The organism is Candidatus Tectomicrobia bacterium (genome assembly GCA_016192135.1).
GTDB lineage: Bacteria > UBA8248 > UBA8248 > UBA8248 > UBA8248 > 2-12-FULL-69-37.
Genome location: JACPUR010000001.1, coordinates 341,578 through 358,878 on the forward strand (window position 1 = coordinate 341,578; position 17,301 = coordinate 358,878).

Sequence of the window (17,301 nt, forward strand, 5' to 3'; positions counted from 1 at the left end):
ACCCGGGCGCGCCCTTGCACAAGAGGCGCGCCCGGGTCGTTGGGGGCCGGAAAGGGGAGACGAGATGATGTGGCGGGCGGGTCCCATCCTCTTCTTCCTCCTCGTTTCCTTCATGGGGGGGATGACGGACCCCTCCGTTCTCCGCGCTTCGGAATCCGCTTCAAAGTCCATCGCGGAGGCGAGCCTGCTCTTCCGGCGCTATTGCTCGGCCTGCCATGGGCTGGAGGGGCGCGGAGACGGGCCCAACGCGCCTTCCCTCGGGGAAACCCAGCCGCGGGACCTGACCGACCCGGGTTACATGCGGAAGCTGAGCGACGCTCATCTTTTGAAGGTGATCGCAGAGGGCGGCCGGGCGGTGGAGCGTTCGCCCTTCATGCCCCCCTTCGGGCGCACCCTGCCGCCCGGCAGCCTTCGGGCGCTGGCCGCCCATGTCCGCTCCCTGCACGCGCGCAAGGAAAACACGGGCAAGCGGGAGGCGGGCCCCGAGGAGCTGGGTGCCCGCCTCGTCAAGGAACTGGGCTGCGCGAACTGCCACAAGATCGGAAACCTCTCCCCCCAGCCTGTCGCGCCTGCTCTGAAGCGCGCGGGAGAGAAATTCCAGGCACCGTGGCTTGTGGATTTCCTGAGGAAGCCGTCCCGCATCCGCCCCCATGGATATTTGCCCCTTTCCTATTCGAGGATGCCGAGTTTCCGGCTCTCCCAACCGGAGGCGGAGAAACTCGCGGCGTATCTCCTGGCCCAGGGGAAACCGGCCTCCTCGCTCCCGCGGGAAGCCCCGCAGGAGGAAGGGAAGGGGTTCCAGCTGCTCCTGCAGCATGGTTGCCGGGCCTGCCACAACTACGATGAAAACGGGGCCGTGGCGGGGCCCGACCTCGAAAAGCTGAAGGACCGCCTTCGGCTCGAATGGACGGCCCGCTTCATCGAGGACCCCCGGGCCTTTGATCGGGAAGCCTCGATGCCGGCCCTGGGCGTCCCGCCCGCGGATGCGCGCCAGATCGCCGCGCTGCTCGTGAAAGCGGCCGCGCCGAAGAAAAACAGGCCGGAGCTCGCGCAGCAGGGCCGGACCCTCTTCGAGAACCTGGGTTGCCCGGCCTGTCACGAGGGAGCGGATGCCGCGAAGCGGCCCCAGGGCCCGCCCGATCTGACCCACCTGGGGGACAAGCTGCAGCCTGCATGGCTGCGCGGCTTCTTGAAGGACCCCCATCCCTTGCGGTTCTGGCTCAAGGCGCGCATGCCGGATTTCCGGTTGAGCGATCGGGAGGCGGATGCCCTCGCCCGGTATTTCGAGCGCCACGGGAGGGATCCGCGGGCGAAAAACCGTCCCCTCGGCGAGCGGGCGGGGCCCGCGAATCCACTCAGCGTGGAAAAAGGCAAGGAGCTTTTCGAACTCTATGAGTGCGCGAAGTGCCATCCGTCTCCAGGTGCCGCCGTCCAGGCGGACGAGGACGCCGCTTCGCTGGCGCCCTCGCTCCGGGACGCGGGCCGGCGGCTGAAGCCGGGCTGGGTGATGCGCCTTCTCCGGGACCCTCAGTCCATCTACCCTGGAACGAAAATGCCGGACTTCTTCTATAGCGGTGGCCAGCCCATCGAAGAAGACGCCGACGCCAAGATGGCCGCCCTCCGCGACTATCTCATGTCGCTCAAGCCCTAGAGATGACACCCCAGGCCGCCGCCGGGGCGGAGCCCGACCGCCCGGACATCCCCACGCCGAACCCTTTCTTTTCGAAGGGATGTTTCTATAATGGCGGCGATGGCAGCCAGGGGTGTCTTCTGATGAGCGGCCGCGTCCTGAAAAAATTCTCTCTGCTGGGCGCCCTGATATGGGCAGGTTTGACCCTTGCCCTGGCCGTTTTTCTCACATATTTCATCGAGCGCCAGATGTTCCGGGACACCTCCCTGGCGAGCCTCGATTACTTCCAGGCGGTGACCGCCACCCTCCCCACGGAGGCCGAACTGAGGCGGTTCCGCCAAGAGGTCGGCGCCGCCAGGCTGGAGAAGGCGCTGGCGCCTCTCCTGGATGAGCGGAAGACCGTGGCCGTCAAGCTCTACGACGGATCGGGCCGCCTTCTCTACCATTCCCGCGCCCCCGAGCAGGCTGGAAAATCCTTTCCGCGCCACCCCAATTTGGAGAGGGCTCTCGCGGGAGAGAAGACCTTCGGCATATCGGACCTCTCTCACCCGGAGAACGTCGCGGAGCGCCGCCTGGGGATCGGCCATCTGCTGGAGATCTATCTTCCCATCCGCGACTCCGCCACCGGGGCCGTCACCGGGGTGTACGAGATTTACACTTCCTTGGCTCCGTTCTATCAGCGCCTTTGGCGGCAGCGGATGGTTGTCTGGAGCATCGTGGTAGCGGGCGCCCTCACGCTTTACGTGGGGCTATTCGTCCATTTCAAGCGGGCTTCGTGGACCATTCTCGGCCAAGCCCGGGAAATCGGGGAGAAGGCGGAAAACCTGGAGCAGACCCTGGCGGAGCTCAAAAGCGCGCAGGCGGAGCTGCTCCGGAGCGAGCGGTTGGCCACCGTCGGAAAGCTTGCGGCGGGCGTCGCGCATGAGGTGGGCAATCCTCTCGGATCCATCATGGGAATGGCAGACCTCCTCCTTCGCTGCCAGGGCCGCTCCTGCGACAAGGCGGAGTGCGAGGAATACCTTGAACGGATCAACTCGGAGGTCATGCGGTTGAAGGGGATCATCCGGGCCCTGCTGGATTACGCGCGGCCCGTCCCCGCCCGGCTGGAGCCTCTGGACCTGAACGCCATCGCGGAAAAGACCCTGCCTCTTTTCCGAGTGCAGAAGGCCTACCGCTCCGTCCATGTCCGGACCGAGCTTGCGGATCCCGCTCCCCGCGCCTGGGGGGATGAGACGCTTTTGCAGCAGATATTCTTGAACTTGCTGCTCAACGCGGGCCAAGCCATGCAGGGCGAAGGGAGCCTGCTGATTCGCACGTGCAGCGATCCTCCCGAAGGAAGGGCGGACCTCCGCGTGGGTCCTCTCCGGCCAGGGGAGCGGGGAATCTGCGCTCTGGAGGTGCGCGACGATGGCCCCGGCATCGCCCCTGATTTGCTGCCTCGGATTTTCGAGCCCTTTGTGACCACGCGGGGCGCCGGTGAGGGCATGGGCCTGGGCTTGGCGGTTTGCCTCCGCCTCGTCGAGGAGCTGAAGGGCGCGATCGAGGTGGAAACCCGCCGGGGGGAAGGATCGTCCATCCGGATCTTGCTGCCGGGCGCGGGGACGGCCTTGGAAAAGCCAATCTTGGAGAGGCTCCCCGTTGAATAACCGGGAGCGCCTCCTGGTGGTCGACGACGAAGAGAACATTCGCCTTTTTCTTCGGAAGCTCCTTTCCTCGGAAGGCTATGAAGTGGAAGTCGCGGCGTCCGGCGAAGAGGCGGTGAGCGTTTCGTCGGGAAATCCCTTCGACCTGTTTATCCTCGATCTGTTCCTCCCCGGCCAGGATGGGCTCGCGACCCTACGGAGACTCCGGAGAGGGTCCCCCGACGCGCCCTGCATCATCATCACGGCGCACGGCACCATCCCCTCGGCGGTGGACGCGATCAAGTCGGGCGCCGAGGAATATGTCACCAAGCCGTTCCGGGCGGAGGAGATTCTGCATGCGGTTTCCCGCGCGCTGGAGCGGATACGGCTCTCGCGCGAGGTCGCCCGGCTCCGCAGGGAGCTGGAAGACCGGTATGGCATCGGCGGCTTCATCGGAAAGAGCGTTCGGATCGCCGAGATGCTGCGGCAGGTGGAGCGGGTCGCCGCCTCCGTCGCGCCCGTGCTCATCTACGGAGAGAGCGGAACGGGAAAGGAGCTTCTCGCGCGGGCCATCCATTTCGCCAGCCCGCGCCGGAAAGCCCCCTTCGTGGTCATCGATTGCACGGCGATCCCGGAGAATATCCAGGAAAGCGAGTTGTTCGGGCACGCAAAGGGGGCCTTCACGGGCGCCGTCGCATTGAAGCGGGGCCTCCTCGAGGATGCGGACGGCGGCACCGTCTTCCTGGACGAGGTGGGGGACCTCATGCCCGCCACGCAAGGGAAGCTCTTGCGCGCGCTGCAGCAGGGGACGTTCCGCCGGGTGGGCGACAACCGCCCGATCACTGTCGACGTCCGCGTGGTTTCGGCCACGAACAAGGACCTGGCCGAGGAAATCCGCCATGGGCATTTCCGCGAGGATCTTTTCTATCGTCTCTCCGTCGTCCGCCTGGAGGTTCCTCCGTTGCGGGAGAGGAGAGAGGATATTCCGATTCTTGCGGAGCATTTCCTGGAGAGGGCGGCGAAGCGCGGAGCCTCCAGGCGGAGGATCACCCCCGAAGTCCTGAACGCCCTGCTCGCGTGGGATTGGCCCGGGAATGTGCGGGAACTGGAGAATGCGATTGAGCGGGCGTGTCTTTTGTCGCAGGGCGAGGCGCTCGCGCTGGAGGACTTGCCGCCGGAGGTGACCAAGGGAGCCGGGGAGCTGGAGTTGGGGGAGGGCTCCGGGCGGTATTCGTTGGCCCATGCCCTCGCCCGGATGAGCCGCGGGGTGGAGCGCCAGATGATTTCGCGGGCGCTTTCGGCCTGCAAGGGGAACCGGACGGAGGCCGCCCGGTCTCTCGGCGTCAGCCGCCGAACCCTTTTGTACAAGATGAAACGGCTGCACATTAAGTGAGCCGATGGCATGCGTTCCTCGCGGGCGCCGAAGGAGGCGCGCCGGCGTCCCGCCGCCCGAGGCGGGCCTTCCCCGCGAAAGGCCGCCCGCATCGGCCCTTCCCGAATGCGCATGGCGGGGGCCACCGCTTGATGGCGCCTGCGCGTTCGGCACTTTCGGTGCCCAAAGTTTATAAAAACCTCTGTAAATCCGGCCCATTTCCAATTACGGGGGCAATGCCATGCAAAGCCGGTTTCGATTGCCTTGACAAGATGGAGGACAGTGGCGCATATATAAGAGTATAAGTTCTTGTAGTATTTTTTTGCAAACTCATGATGTCTCACCTTTCATTCGGTGAAAAATATAAGGACTACACGCCGCTGATTTCATTCGGGGAGGGCCGCGGCGGAGGAACGGACAGCGGCTCCGGGAATATGAGCCGCCATGGACAGCGACAGCCGGTTTTCCCGGCGAGATGTGAGATCGCCTTTCGGGCGGAGGGTCGAGGCCGTGAGCTTGAACAGGGCGCGCCTGAAATGGCTGACCATTCTGGCTCCGATTGCATACATGCTCATTCTCTCCGTTTTCTTCCTCACCGAACATACGCATACCAATAAGCAATGGCTCCACAACATCTCCATGACGCTGGGCCTGGGATTGATTGGGGTGGTGCCGTTTTCTCTTTTCGTGTTCCACCGTGTCCGGCTGCAAGAGGAGGAGCTCGTCCGCCGGAGCGAGGCGATGGCCGCGCTCGCGGCCATCGGGAAGGCGATCACGGGTTCCTTCGATCTCGAGGTGAATCTTCGTTCCCTCCTCGAGAGGGCGAGGGCGCTCATGGACGGTGAGGTCGCCGTGCTTTGCCTCGTCAACGGCCGGAGCGCATTGGTCCCCAAGGTCCGCCTCGGTCCCCAGGAAATTTTCAGTGAGCACCCCACCGACAGCGATTCCCCCTCAGGCCGGATGGACTGCATTCCCGGCCACATGAGTTCCCTCGGGATTTCCAGGGAAGATTTGGCGTGCTTCGGAATCAAGGATGGAGCGGTCAGGACGCTCTTGAAGGCGCCCATGCTGAACGAGGGAAAGATCATAGGCGCGCTGTGCATCGCCAGGACGACGTACCGCCTTTTCTCCTCCATCGAGGAGGAGGTGTTGAACGACCTCGCCACTTTGGCCGCCATCGCGGTTGAGAATGCCAGGCTGCAGGAGCAGCTGAAGAGCATGGCGCTGATAGAGGAACGGCAGCGAATCGCCAGGGAGATGCACGATGGGCTGGCGCAGGATCTGGCCTACCTTCACACCAAATTCGCGCATCTCGAGCAAAAGATCGCTTCGAGGCAGATCGACGAGTCCCTGGCCGATCTCAAAGAGATGAAGCAGGTCGCCCGGGAGGCATACGAGGAGGTCCGCCAGGCCATCCACGGCTTCCGAAGCATGGTTCCCCGCGGGCACGGCCTGATCGCCGCCCTGACCGATCATCTCGATCAGATTGAGGAACGCTCGGGGATCTCCATGAAACTGGCGGTGGCGGACGACGCGGCTTTACGGTTCCGCCCTTGGGTGGAAATCCAGCTGTCCCGGATCATCCAGGAGGCCTTGGCGAACGTCCGCAAGCATTCTCAGGCCAAGCATGCCTGGGTGGCCTTTCATGCGGAAAATGAAGTCGCGAAGGTCATCATCCGGGATGATGGCATCGGCTTTGAGCTGGACGGACCGGCCCGTGTCCATGGGCGGTCTTTCGGATTGAAGATCATGAAGGAACGGGCGGAAGAAATCGGCGGGGATCTCTTCATCTCCTCCGAGCCGGGGCAGGGGACGACGGTTGAGGTGCAATTGCCCCTTGGCTCCTGAGAGGCATCCATGGATTCCATCAGGCTGCTTTTGGCCGATGATCACGTCCTCTTCAGGCAAGGATTGGCCCGCATGCTGCGGGAAGAACAGGGCTTCGACATTGTGGGGGAGGCCAGGGATGGGAGGGAGGCGATAGAGAAGGCGAGGGAGCTTATGCCGGACCTGATCTTGATGGACGTGTCCATGCCCCATATGAACGGCATCGAGGCCACCCGCCGGATCAAGGAAGAGCTGCCCTACGTGAAGATTGTGATGTTGTCCGCCTCGGATGAGGATTCGGACCTTTTCGAGGCCGTCAAGAACGGCGCCCAAGGATATCTTCTGAAGGACATGGAGCCCGGGGAGCTATTCGACATGGTGCGCGGCAGCTTTCGGGGGGAAGCGCCCATCTCCCGGAGAACCGCGAGGAAGATTCTCGGCGAATTGAGCCGTCATCCCCTGCCCCCCCGGGGGGGACACCCGTTTCAAGAAAAACTGAGCCCCAGGGAGCAGGAGGTCCTCGAGCACCTGACGAAGGGCCAGACCAACAAAGAAATCGCCTCCTCCCTCGGCATCAGCGAGAACACGGTGAAGAATCACCTGAAGAACATCCTGGAGAAACTCCACCTGAAGAACCGCGTCGAGGCGGCCGCTTACGCCTTCCGGGAGGGCCTGGCCGACGAACAAAAGCACAAGGCTTGAAAGGCGCGGCGATGGCTGCCTGATCGCGGTCCGGAAAATCGCGGGATCTCTAACCCCGCGATGCCGCTTTCCCGCTTCTCGAAGGTAAATCCCCCCGCGTCCTAACCCACTGTTCTTAAAAGAAAAATCAACGCGCTGGCCCGATAGGGCTATCCGGCGGATAGCCCTTTTTATCTTTGCAAATGACCCTTCGGAGCCTTGGGAAAAGGGGGGGAAGTGCTAAATTATAGATAAACGGGTCTGATACTACACATTTCCGCTGTTGAAGAAGAGAAAAAGAGAAAGGGGCCTGGCCCGGGATGAGAAGGGTGGCAAGCTGGTTCATCGTTGCCGTGGCCGTGATGAGCGGCGCGTACTGGCTCAACGCGGGCGCGCGCCCGGCGGTGGTCCAACCAATCGACTTCAGCCATCAAAAGCACCTCGCCATCAAGCTGCCCTGCGCCATGTGCCACAGGTTCTACGCGGCCCGCCAAAGCTCGGGCCGGCCCGGGGTCGCAATCTGCGCCATGTGCCATGCGGCGACGGCGCCCAAGAGTCCGGAGATGGTGAAGCTCCGCGGCTTCATCGACCAGAAGCGGGAAATCCCTTGGCAGCGGGTCTACAAGGTCCCGGAGCACGTCTTTTATTCGCACCGGACGCACGTGGTGGATGCGAAGGTGGAATGTGCCGTCTGCCACGGAGCGGTCGAGAAGCAAACGGCCGCCCTAACCGGCCCCCTCAAGCCGATCTCGATGGATGCGTGCATGAGCTGCCACCGGGATCGGAAGGTGACGAACGACTGCAACGCGTGCCACAAGTGAGGAATATTTGAGACCCTTCAGCCGGAGAAACTTTCTCAAGATAGCGGGCGTCGCCGCCGCCGGGACGGCGGGAGTCGCCCTGGGCCGGGAGCGCGGGCCTCTTCCCGAAATCGGCGATCCGTGGCCGGACCGGGACGAGCGCTGGGCGGTTTCGGTCTGCCAGCTCTGCCCCGGCGGATGCGGGATTCGCGCCCGGGTGGTGGACGGGCGCGTGGTCAAGGTGGAGGGGAACCCCTTCCACCCCGTGAACCGGGGGCGTTTGTGCCCTCTCGGGCAGGCGGCTCCCCAGCTTCTCTATCATCCCGATCGGTTGCGAGTCCCCCTGGTGCGCGAAGGAGGGGGGGAGCTTCGTCCCATGCCGTGGGAGGGCGCCATCTCCCTGGTCGCGCGAAAGCTGAAAGAGTTGCGGGATCGGAGAGAAGCCCACACGGCGGTTTTTCTTTCGGGCTCCTGCCGCGGCCTGAGGGAGAAGTTCCTGCGGCGCTTCATGGCGGCCCTCGGCTCGCCGAACTATATCAGGGCCGGGAACATCTCCGCCGAGAATCCCGATCCGGCGCATGAGATGGCATGGGGAGCCGACCGCCCTCTCGCGCCGGATCTTTTCGCGGCCCGCTCCATCCTCTCCTTCGGCGCGCCCCTTCTCGAGGGCGGCCCGTCGCCCGTCTACCAGATGCGCGCCTACGGCCGCCTTCGCCAGGGAGATGATCGCCCGAAGGGGGTCCTGATCCAGGTCGAGGCCAGGCGGTCGGCCACGGCCGAGCGGGCGGACAGATGGGTCACGGTCCGCCCGGGAACCGAGACGGCGTTCGCCCTGGGAATCGCCCACGCCCTCATTCTGGAGCATCTCTACGACGAAGATTTCGTGGAGCGCTACTGCGAGGGTTTCAACGACACGGCCGGGCCGGACGGCGCGGCCGTTCCCGGGTTCCGCGCCATCGTGCTGCGGGAGTTCACCCTGCCCCGCGTGAGCGAGGCCACGGGCGTCTCGCCGCAGACGATCCTGCACGTCGCGCGCACCTTCGCCAAGAATCAGCCGGGCGTGGCCGTCGGGCCCTCCGAGCTGGCGGCCGGGTCGCCCCGCCTGGGATTTCGGCTCGCCGTGGAATACTTGAACGCCCTCGTGGGCAACTTCGGCAAGGCGGGAGGAATGCTTCTCCAGGGAAAGCCGCCTCTCGGGGAATGGAAAGCTCCCAGGAGCGACGCGCTCACCAAGGAGTCGCTCGCCCAGCCCAGGATTGACGGGGCCGAGGAGGGCATCTACGCCCTCGCCGGCGATTCGAGCGAATCCCTGCCGGAGCGGATCCTCTCGGGCAGGCCCTATCCCGTGAAGGCCCTCCTCGTGGCGGGGCTCGATCCCCTCTTCGACCATCCCCGCGCCGGGGATTTCACGAAAGCCCTCGATCGCGTGCCTTTCGTGGTGAGCTTTTCCTCGATGCCCGATGCGGTGACCCGCAAGGCCCACGTGGTTCTGCCGGACGCGGTGTACCTTGAGCGCTGGGCCGAGGATTCCGTCGCCCACCTCGCCGGCTTCAACGCCGTGAGCCTGGGCCAGCCCGTGGTCCGCGGGAACGACTCGCCGCCCGCGCTGGAGGACACCCTTCTCGCGGCAGCCAAGAAGATGGGCGGCTCGATGGCCGGAAGCTTCGAATGGAACACATTCGCCGACGCAATCCTTGAGGCGGTGAATCCTCTCGCCGAGGCGGGCCGCGGATATGTCGCCTCCGATCCGGTCAAGGAACGGTTCCGGATGATCCTCACCCGCCAGGGGTACTGGCAGCAGGAATTCAAGGACGCCGGCCAGTTCAAGGAGGCGCTCTTGAAAAGTGGCGCGTGGTGGGAACCGATGGGAGAAGGACAAGGCGCGGCTTCGTCGCCCGTCCATCCCGTGCGCAAATTCCAATTTTTCCCGGGCCGGCTTGACCGCCTCCTCTCGGGTTTCGAACCCCGGGCCCGGCGGGCGGCCGAGCCTCTCTTCGGCATGAAAACGACCGAGTCAAGGCTCCTCCCTGAAAACCCCCTTCCGGCGCAGCGGGCGAAAGGGGAATTCGAACTCATCCTGTTCCGCCCCTTGCCTCTGATCTCGGCCGTCTCGGCGGAGCTCCCCTGGATGCAGGAGCAGCTGGCCCCCCATGCGATGGGCAAGTGGGACAGCTGGGTGGAAATCCACCCGGACGACGCGGGACGCCTCGGGCTGCGGAACCACGACGAGGTCGAGCTGCATTCAAAGGCCGGGCGCCTTCGCACGAAAGTGCGCGTTTTCACGGGGATCAGGCCGGGGACCCTGGCCATGCCGGTCGGACTGGGCCGCGAGGAAGGCGGCCGGTGGGCGAAGGGCCGGGGAGCCGACCCGAGAAAGCTCGGCCGGATGGAGAAGGACCCGGTCTGGGGAATGGGCGTCTTCGACGCCGCGCCGGTTCGAATTCGACGGATTTCCTGAGGATAAGTCTTCATGGCGCGCTGGGGAATGGTCATTGATTTGGACCGCTGCACGGGCTGCGGCGCCTGCACGGCCGCCTGCAAGGCGGAAAACAACATTCCTTTCGTGGGTCCTGAGGAGTCCGCCCGGGGCCGCGCCATCAATTGGATGGAAATGATCCCGATGGAAGAGCACGGCGAACACGGCGCGGAGGCGCCGATGATGCCGCGTCCGTGCATGCACTGCGACGACCCGCCTTGCACGAAAGTCTGCCCGGTCTACGCCACGTATTCGACCCCCGAGGGCATCGTGGCCCAGAATTTCGCGCGCTGCATCGGCTGCCGCTTCTGCATGGCCGCCTGCCCCTACACGGTCAAATTCTTCAATTGGTTCGAATACCGCGCAAACGGCACCCTCGGGAACCCCGACGTTTCGACGCGGCCCGCCGGAGTCGTCGAAAAATGCACCTTCTGCCATCACCGGCTCCAGCAGGCCCGGGAGCGCGCCCGGGCGGCCGGCCGCCCCTTCCGGGCCGGGGATTACGTCCCGGCTTGCGTGGAAACCTGCCCGTCGGAAGCCATCGAATTCGGGGATCTGGATGATCCCCGTTCGCGTGTCTCAAGGCTTCGGCGCAGCCCGCGGGCCCGGCCCCTGCTCCCCGAGCTCGGAACCAAGCCCAAAGTCGTCTATCTGGTGAGAGAGGAACGGCATGAGATCACGTGACGCCCTGGGCTCCGACGCTCATCTCCTCCGCCCGATCGAGGAAACGGGAAGGGGATTCTATGTCGCCGTGGGCTTCCTTCTCGCCGGAGTGGCCGCCGGCGCCGCCGCCTACTGGTTCCAGCTCACCCGCGGCCTGGGGGTGACCGGGCTGAATCAGCCCGTGAGCTGGGGCTTCTATGTGACCAATTTCGTCTTTTTCATCGGAATCAGCCATGCCGGCACGCTCATCTCCGCCATCCTCCGGATGAGCCAGGCCGAATGGCGCCGGCCCATCACCCGCATGGCCGAAGTGATCACTGTCATGGTCCTTTTCATCGGCGCGGGAAACATCCTTCTTGATCTCGGGCGCCCGGATCGCGCCTTGAACGTCCTCCTTTACGGGCGCTACCAGAGCCCGCTGCTCTGGGACGCGACGAGCATCTCCGCCTATCTGACCGCCAGCGTGTTCTACCTGTACCTGCCGCTCATACCCGACATCGCCATCCTGCGGGACCACTCCTCCAAATACCGCCTCTTCTACACGGTGCTCGCCCTCGGGTGGGCCGGCACAGAGGGGCAGATACGAATACTCAACCGGGCCGTCGCCATCATGGCGGTCTTGGTCATCCCCATCGCGGTGTCGGTGCACACGGTCGTTTCCTTCGTGTTCTCGATGACGCTCCAGCCGGGATGGCACAGCACGATCTTCGGTCCCTATTTCGTCGTCGGCGCCATCTTCAGCGGAATCGCCGCCCTCATCATCTTCATGGTCGTTTTCCGCCGCGTCTACCGGCTTGAGAACTACCTGCGCCACGTCCACTTCAACTACCTGGGCCTCCTGCTCATGACAATGAGCTTCCTGTGGTTCTACTTCACCTTTGCCGAGTACATTACGGGGTTCTACGGAAACGAGCCCGAGGAGATGAAGGTCTTCTGGGTGAAGTTCACGGGCAATTACGCATTCTTCTTCTGGGCGATGGTGGCCTGCAATTTCGTCGTGCCGATGATCCTGCTGGGAATCCGCCGGTTCCGCACCATCCTGGGCATCCTCGTCGCCTCCATATTCGTGAGCGTCGGCATGTGGCTCGAGCGCTTCATCATCATCATTCCGACGCTCTCCCACCCGCGCCTTCCCTTGGATACGGTCGGTTATATGCCGACCCTTGTCGAATGGGGCCTCATGGTGGGGTGCTTCTCCTTGTTCAGCCTTTTCTACCTGCTCTTCACGAAGATATTCCCCATCATCTCGATCTGGGAGATCAGGGAAGGACGGGAGGCCGGTCTCCGGGAAGTCGAAGAGCGCATTCGAAGCTACCTGCCGGAAGAAGGGGAGCCGGTGGCGGCCAGGCGCCTCATCGCAGAAGGAATCGAAAATGAATGAGGAGACGCCGGAAGCGGGAAAGGTCTGGATGATTCAGCTGGGAATCCTCGCTCTGTTCTGGGTGTTCGTCATCGGCATCATCGCCTGGATCGTCAGGCTCATCCGGATATCGCTCCAGCTGCGGGATATCCCTTCCGCCTCCATCGGAATCTCGCTGGTCGCCATCCCCGTCTTTATCCTGCTGCTGAGCCTCGCCAACTACGTGTTTTGGGGACTGCGTTCGGCCGCCTCGCAAGGGGAGCGGTCTGCCCATGCAGGGAAAGGAGGCATCGATGAACGCTAAGAATCGGCTTCGCTGGACGCTCATGTTCATCATTCTTCTTGCTTCCGTTCCTTCCGCCTCCCTTGCCGCCGGCCCCGCCGCCGTCTTGCCCGACAACCCTGTCGGCGGAAGCATGGTATTCGTCGAAAAGAGGTGCATCCTCTGCCATTCGATACAGGGATATGGGGGGACGAGGGGACCGGACCTCGGGCGGCTCCAGCTCAGCGGGGGCTTCCTGGCGATGGCGGGCATCATGTGGAACCACGCGCCGAAGATGATCTCCGCCTTGGCCCAGGAGAACATGTCGTTCCCGCAGTTCTCGACCTTGGAGATGAGCCAACTCGTCGCTTTTCTCTACACGCTGAACTATCTCGATCCCCCCGGGGATGCGCGCGAGGGAGAGGAGGCCTTCGCCGCGAAGCGGTGCGTTTCCTGCCACAGCGTGGGCGGGGCGGGCGGAAAGGTGGGTCCCGCCCTCGACCAGTACGGGCGTTTCGCTTCGCCTGTCTTTGTGGCCACGGCGCTTTGGAACAAGGGGATCCCGATGTCGGAGGCGATGGAGCGGGAGCGCATCCTCCGGCCCACGCTCAGCGGCCGGGACGTGCGCAATATCGTGGAATTCATCCAGGCCCGTTCCCGCATATTTCCCGCTCCAGAGGTGCTGTTGCCGGTGTTCGTCCGCCCGGGAAACCCGCGCGAAGGAGCCTCGCTGTTCGTATCGAAGCAGTGCGTGAACTGCCATGCGGCCGACGAGATGAAGCCGGGGATTGGCCCCGCCTTGGCGGCGCGCAAGCTCAAGGTGAGCCTCTCGACCATCGCGGGCCGGATGTGGAATCACAGTCCGGAGATGTGGGCGGTCTGGAAGAAAAAGGGGATGTCTCCCATATCGTTCACGGTGGATGAGATGGCCGACGTGACCGCGTTCCTCTATTTCCTGCAATTCCAATCCCCCCAGGGAGATCCGGCCAGGGGCGCCGCTGTTTTCGCCGAGCAGGGGTGCGCGGGATGCCATAGCGCGGAGGGAAGCCGGAAGCCCATGGCGCCGGACCTGCGCGCCAAGGGGCCATGGGCGAGCGACATCGATCTCGCCCGGGAGATGTGGAACCATGCGGGCAACATGTATGGCACCCTCCTCGGCTCCGCGCGCGAGTGGCCGAAGCTCACCGAGCGGCATGTGGCCGATCTCTTGGCCTACGTCCGTTCGATTGGGGGGACACATAGGGCGAAGAAATAAACCGCCGTCTCCATTCGCCTGGAAGAGCGGCGGATGGGCATGCGGATTTCCCGCGGCCGGAGGAGCTTGGCCGAGGCCGGCATGGGCGGGCGTGGCTCTAAACTTCGTGCCGGGAATTCCGGCGGAGGAGGATGAGATGGGGCGTTGTTTGGCGGCCGGCGGAGCGGCGGTTTTGGTCTTCTCCTGGCTTGCGGTCGGAGCGGCATCCGTGCAGGGCGACTCGGCCAAAGGGAAGAAAACCTACGACACGCTGTGCGTGGGCTGCCACGGGGAGACGGGAAAAGGCGATGGGCCCGCCGCGGCCGCCTTGAATCCCAAGCCGAAGGATTTAAGCAATAAGACCCTCATGTCGGCCCTGACCGACGCGTTTCTCTATGAGATTACCGCCAAGGGCGGCGCCGGCGTCGATCGATCCCCATTGATGCCCGGCTGGAACGGTACCTTGAAGGAACAGGACATTTGGGATGTCGTCGCCTACATGCGGAGCTTGGCCAAGTAGGCTGGTTCCCATTGGCGCGCGTCCCGGGCGTTCTCTCACGGCTTTCCCGCCGGCCGATCGAGCCGGCGGTAGGGGAGCCTGGCGAGGTGGATAGGGAGAGAGGATAGGGCGGAGAGGGGAGAACGGTTCCGGCCAGGCTGAAGAAGCCCCTTATGCCTGCCCAAGACGAAAAACGCGGACAGGCTCGGTGACGTTCTTGAAGTTATGTTCACCTAATGACTCCAGCCGGAACCTCTCATGCAATCGATCCGCGGTTTCCGGCCCGAGAAGCGCTTCCCCTCCAGCGGCCTGGGCGCATAGCCGGGCGGCGATGTTCGTCACCTGCCCCGTCGCCGTGAACGTCCATCTTTCCCCCGAGGCCCCGCGTATCTTCGTGGAGCCGACCAGGCATGCGCCCGAGTTGACGCCGATGCGCACCCGGATCGGGGGAAAGGCCGGATCGCGCTCGGCGTTGAGCGCCTCCGCCGCCCGCTGGATGCCGAGAGCGGCCCGGACGGCCTCCTGGGGGTGGACGCGGGGGGAGCCGGACCGGAATAGGGCCATCAGGCCGTCTCCGGCCGTCTCGGTGACGTCCCCCCCGTGGCGGCGGATGAGGTCGAGGAAGCGGGCGAAGCAGCGCTCGATGAGGCAGTTCAACTGCTCCCCCGCCATCGCCTCGCTGAGCGAGACGTAGCCGGCGATGTCGAGGAACATGACAGTCACGTCCTGTTCGGTCTTTTCCAGGGCGGCGTCCGGCTCGCGCTCCAGCAGCTGAACCACGGCCGAGGGGACGAACTTGTTCAGGACATCCCGCGCCCGCTCCAGCCGGCGCAGGTTCGAATGGGCGAGCTGGTAGCCCTGGAAGACGAAGCTCACGAACACCGCCCCGACGCCAAGCAGCCCGCCCACCAGGAGTATCAAGGAGGTCTGGCGGAAGGCCTGCTGGCGGATCTTCTCGAATTCGGCCACCCGGATGGCCGCCACCGCGGTGAGCTTCTCCATGTCTTCCGGCCAGGCTTTTTCGGGCCTCCCGCCGTGCATGGTTTCCATGCCGGCCGTGGGAACCTCGCGGCCGCCTGCGTCCTTTAGGCGGCGCCCGAAGACGACGACGCTCCCGTCCCAGGGTGTCCGGCGGGCTTCTCCTCCGCCGCCCTCCGAAACAAAATCCAGAAGGGAAGGCATGTGCTGCCCGGTCTGCTCCGGGTCGCTGTGGGCGAGGATGGCGCCCGCCTCGTCCAGGATCGCCAGGTATTGGACATCCTCTTTCTTGGCCAGTTCCCGGAGGAGGACCTCGAAGCCCTCCCGATTCCAGCGCAGGTGCATCTCGGCGTGGACGGAGGCCTCGAGCGCGCTGATGAGGGCGGCGCCGCGAAGCGCCACCATCTTCTCGACGAATTCCGTCTGGCGCCGCGAGGAGCTGTAGAAAAAGAAGACGAGCAGCGTCAGAAGGACGCCCGTCGCGAAGGCGATGCCCCAGAAGGACGCAAAAGGCCGGTCCCTGAAAAATCCGGCTGCGCGGTCCATCGGCCCTCCGGTGGTTCCGCTCAATGCGAAGAATGCCCCGCGTCCCCGCCTGATGGCGCGGCCCGCAGGCTCTCCGCCCGCAGGAAGAAGCTTCCCTCGGTCACCACGGACTCCCCGGGAACGAGCCCTTTGAGGACGGCGTAGAAGTCCCCCATCAGCGGGCCGAGCTGGACCATGCGCTGAATGAATTTGCCCTCGTCGTCCTTGGCGGGAATGTACACCACCTGCCGCTCCCCGATGGTCTGGACGGCGGCCCGGGAAACGGTCAGCACCTTTTTCCCGTCCGGCGTAGCGAAGGAGACCGTCATGTACATGCCGAGCCGCAGCCGGCCGCCGGGGTTCGGGACCTCCAGGCGGACCTTCGCCGTCCGCGTCTGCGGGTCCACCCGCGGGTCGATGTAGGTGACGCGTCCCCGGATGGAAAGGCCGGGATAGGCCGGGGAGGTCAGGCTGGCATCCGACCCGACCGCCACCGCCTCGAAGTCCCTCTCGTAAATATCGGCCACCACCCACACATCCGAGAGATCCGTCACCGTGAAGAGCTCCTGACCCATCCCCACCACTTGGCCCAAGTTCGCCGTACGGTTGATGATCACGCCGTCGATGGGGGCCGGGACCGTCACGTGCGAGACGATCTGGCTGGGACTCTTGAGGCCCTCGACGTGGGCGCGGCTCAATCCCAGGATGAAGAGGCGTTGCCGCGCCGCCTCGATCTCGGTGACGCGGCTCTCGCGGACGGCCGTGATTTCCTCGAATTCTTGACGGCTGGCCGCCCCAATCTCGACCAACTGCTTCACCCGCTGGAGCTTACGTTTGTCGGCCTCCGCCATGGCGGTCAGGGAGAGGTATTTCGCCTGGGTCTCCGCCAGGTCGTTGCTGAACAGGGTCGCCAGGGGCTCCCCCCGCCTGACGGGCTTCCCGAGCTCCACGTGCACCTTGATCACGATTCCGCCCACGATGGGGACGACCTTGACCTCCTTGTAGCTGTTGGGCGTCACGACCCCAGGCACCCGCACGTCGCTCTTGGATTCGACGGCCCGTACCTGGGCCGTCTTGATGCCGGCCTTCGAGACGGACTCGGCGGTCAGCGTGACCTCGGCCTCCGCCGGGACCTGTGCCTCGGCGGGAGGGCCGGGCGGGGCGGGGGCCCCGGAGGTGCCGGCGGGCGCCTGCACGACGGAGGGAGTGCGGGCCAGGCCGTCAGTCCCCCTTCCATACGAGAAGAGACTTGCGATCAATGCTCCCGCCGCGATCAGGGCGGCTCCGCGAAGAACTCTCATCCATCTTCCCGCGCGGCTGCGCGGCGAACGGGACTCCCCATTCCGTCCGAAGTTCCCAGGCATCTCGTCTC

At 64.6% G+C, this 17,301-nt stretch carries 14 protein-coding genes; 12 read left to right on the forward strand and 2 right to left on the reverse strand.

The window, feature by feature from the left end:
• Window positions 1–64 precede the first annotated feature (64 nt).
• From HYZ11_01570 to HYZ11_01625, 12 genes are all read left to right on the forward strand, one after another.
• Window positions 65–1,651, forward strand: a complete 1,587-nt coding sequence (locus HYZ11_01570; GenBank protein ID MBI3126279.1) for a c-type cytochrome — start codon at window positions 65–67, stop codon at window positions 1,649–1,651.
• A 122-nt stretch (window positions 1,652–1,773) separates the two neighbouring features.
• Entirely contained in the window at window positions 1,774–3,276 is a 1,503-nt protein-coding gene (locus HYZ11_01575) for a hypothetical protein (protein ID MBI3126280.1), read from the forward strand.
• Window positions 3,269–4,645, forward strand: a complete 1,377-nt coding sequence (locus tag HYZ11_01580) for a sigma-54-dependent Fis family transcriptional regulator (protein ID MBI3126281.1) — start codon at window positions 3,269–3,271, stop codon at window positions 4,643–4,645. Before HYZ11_01575 ends, HYZ11_01580 begins: the two co-directional genes overlap by 8 nt.
• Before the next feature lie 423 nt (window positions 4,646–5,068).
• Entirely contained in the window at window positions 5,069–6,472 is a 1,404-nt protein-coding gene (locus HYZ11_01585; protein ID MBI3126282.1) for a GAF domain-containing sensor histidine kinase, read from the forward strand.
• 9 nt (window positions 6,473–6,481) lie between these two features.
• Window positions 6,482–7,153, forward strand: coding sequence for a response regulator transcription factor (locus tag HYZ11_01590; protein ID MBI3126283.1), 672 nt, complete (start codon window positions 6,482–6,484; stop codon window positions 7,151–7,153).
• 308 nt (window positions 7,154–7,461) lie between these two features.
• The gene (locus HYZ11_01595) at window positions 7,462–7,953 is read left to right on the forward strand and encodes a hypothetical protein (protein MBI3126284.1); all 492 of its coding nucleotides are present in this window, start codon (window positions 7,462–7,464) and stop codon (window positions 7,951–7,953) included.
• 7 nt (window positions 7,954–7,960) lie between these two features.
• Complete coding sequence (locus HYZ11_01600) at window positions 7,961–10,390, forward strand: molybdopterin-dependent oxidoreductase (GenBank protein MBI3126285.1); 2,430 nt, start codon at window positions 7,961–7,963, stop codon at window positions 10,388–10,390.
• A 12-nt stretch (window positions 10,391–10,402) separates the two neighbouring features.
• Window positions 10,403–11,092: a 4Fe-4S dicluster domain-containing protein gene (locus tag HYZ11_01605; protein ID MBI3126286.1), complete on the forward strand. Its 690-nt coding sequence runs from the start codon at window positions 10,403–10,405 to the stop codon at window positions 11,090–11,092.
• Window positions 11,079–12,452: a polysulfide reductase NrfD gene (gene nrfD, locus HYZ11_01610; protein ID MBI3126287.1), complete on the forward strand. Its 1,374-nt coding sequence runs from the start codon at window positions 11,079–11,081 to the stop codon at window positions 12,450–12,452. Before HYZ11_01605 ends, nrfD begins: the two co-directional genes overlap by 14 nt.
• Window positions 12,445–12,735, forward strand: a complete 291-nt coding sequence (locus HYZ11_01615) for a hypothetical protein (GenBank protein MBI3126288.1) — start codon at window positions 12,445–12,447, stop codon at window positions 12,733–12,735. The genes nrfD and HYZ11_01615 overlap by 8 nt, the downstream gene beginning before the upstream one ends.
• Window positions 12,725–13,948 carry a c-type cytochrome gene (locus HYZ11_01620; protein MBI3126289.1) on the forward strand — a complete coding sequence of 408 codons (1,224 nt, stop codon included), beginning with the start codon at window positions 12,725–12,727 and terminating at the stop codon, window positions 13,946–13,948. The genes HYZ11_01615 and HYZ11_01620 overlap by 11 nt, the downstream gene beginning before the upstream one ends.
• A 91-nt stretch (window positions 13,949–14,039) precedes the next feature.
• Window positions 14,040–14,447 (forward strand): cytochrome c, encoded by a 408-nt coding sequence (locus tag HYZ11_01625; protein MBI3126290.1) that lies wholly within the window; start codon window positions 14,040–14,042, stop codon window positions 14,445–14,447.
• A gap of 150 nt (window positions 14,448–14,597) precedes the next feature.
• On the opposite strand, the gene HYZ11_01630 is transcribed toward HYZ11_01625, so the two are convergent.
• Together HYZ11_01630 and HYZ11_01635 are read right to left on the reverse strand one after the other, a co-directional pair.
• Window positions 14,598–15,950, reverse strand: a complete 1,353-nt coding sequence (locus HYZ11_01630; GenBank protein ID MBI3126291.1) for a hypothetical protein — start codon at window positions 15,948–15,950, stop codon at window positions 14,598–14,600.
• A 20-nt stretch (window positions 15,951–15,970) separates the two neighbouring features.
• Entirely contained in the window at window positions 15,971–17,230 is a 1,260-nt protein-coding gene (locus HYZ11_01635; protein ID MBI3126292.1) for an efflux RND transporter periplasmic adaptor subunit, read from the reverse strand.
• Window positions 17,231–17,301 lie beyond the last annotated feature (71 nt).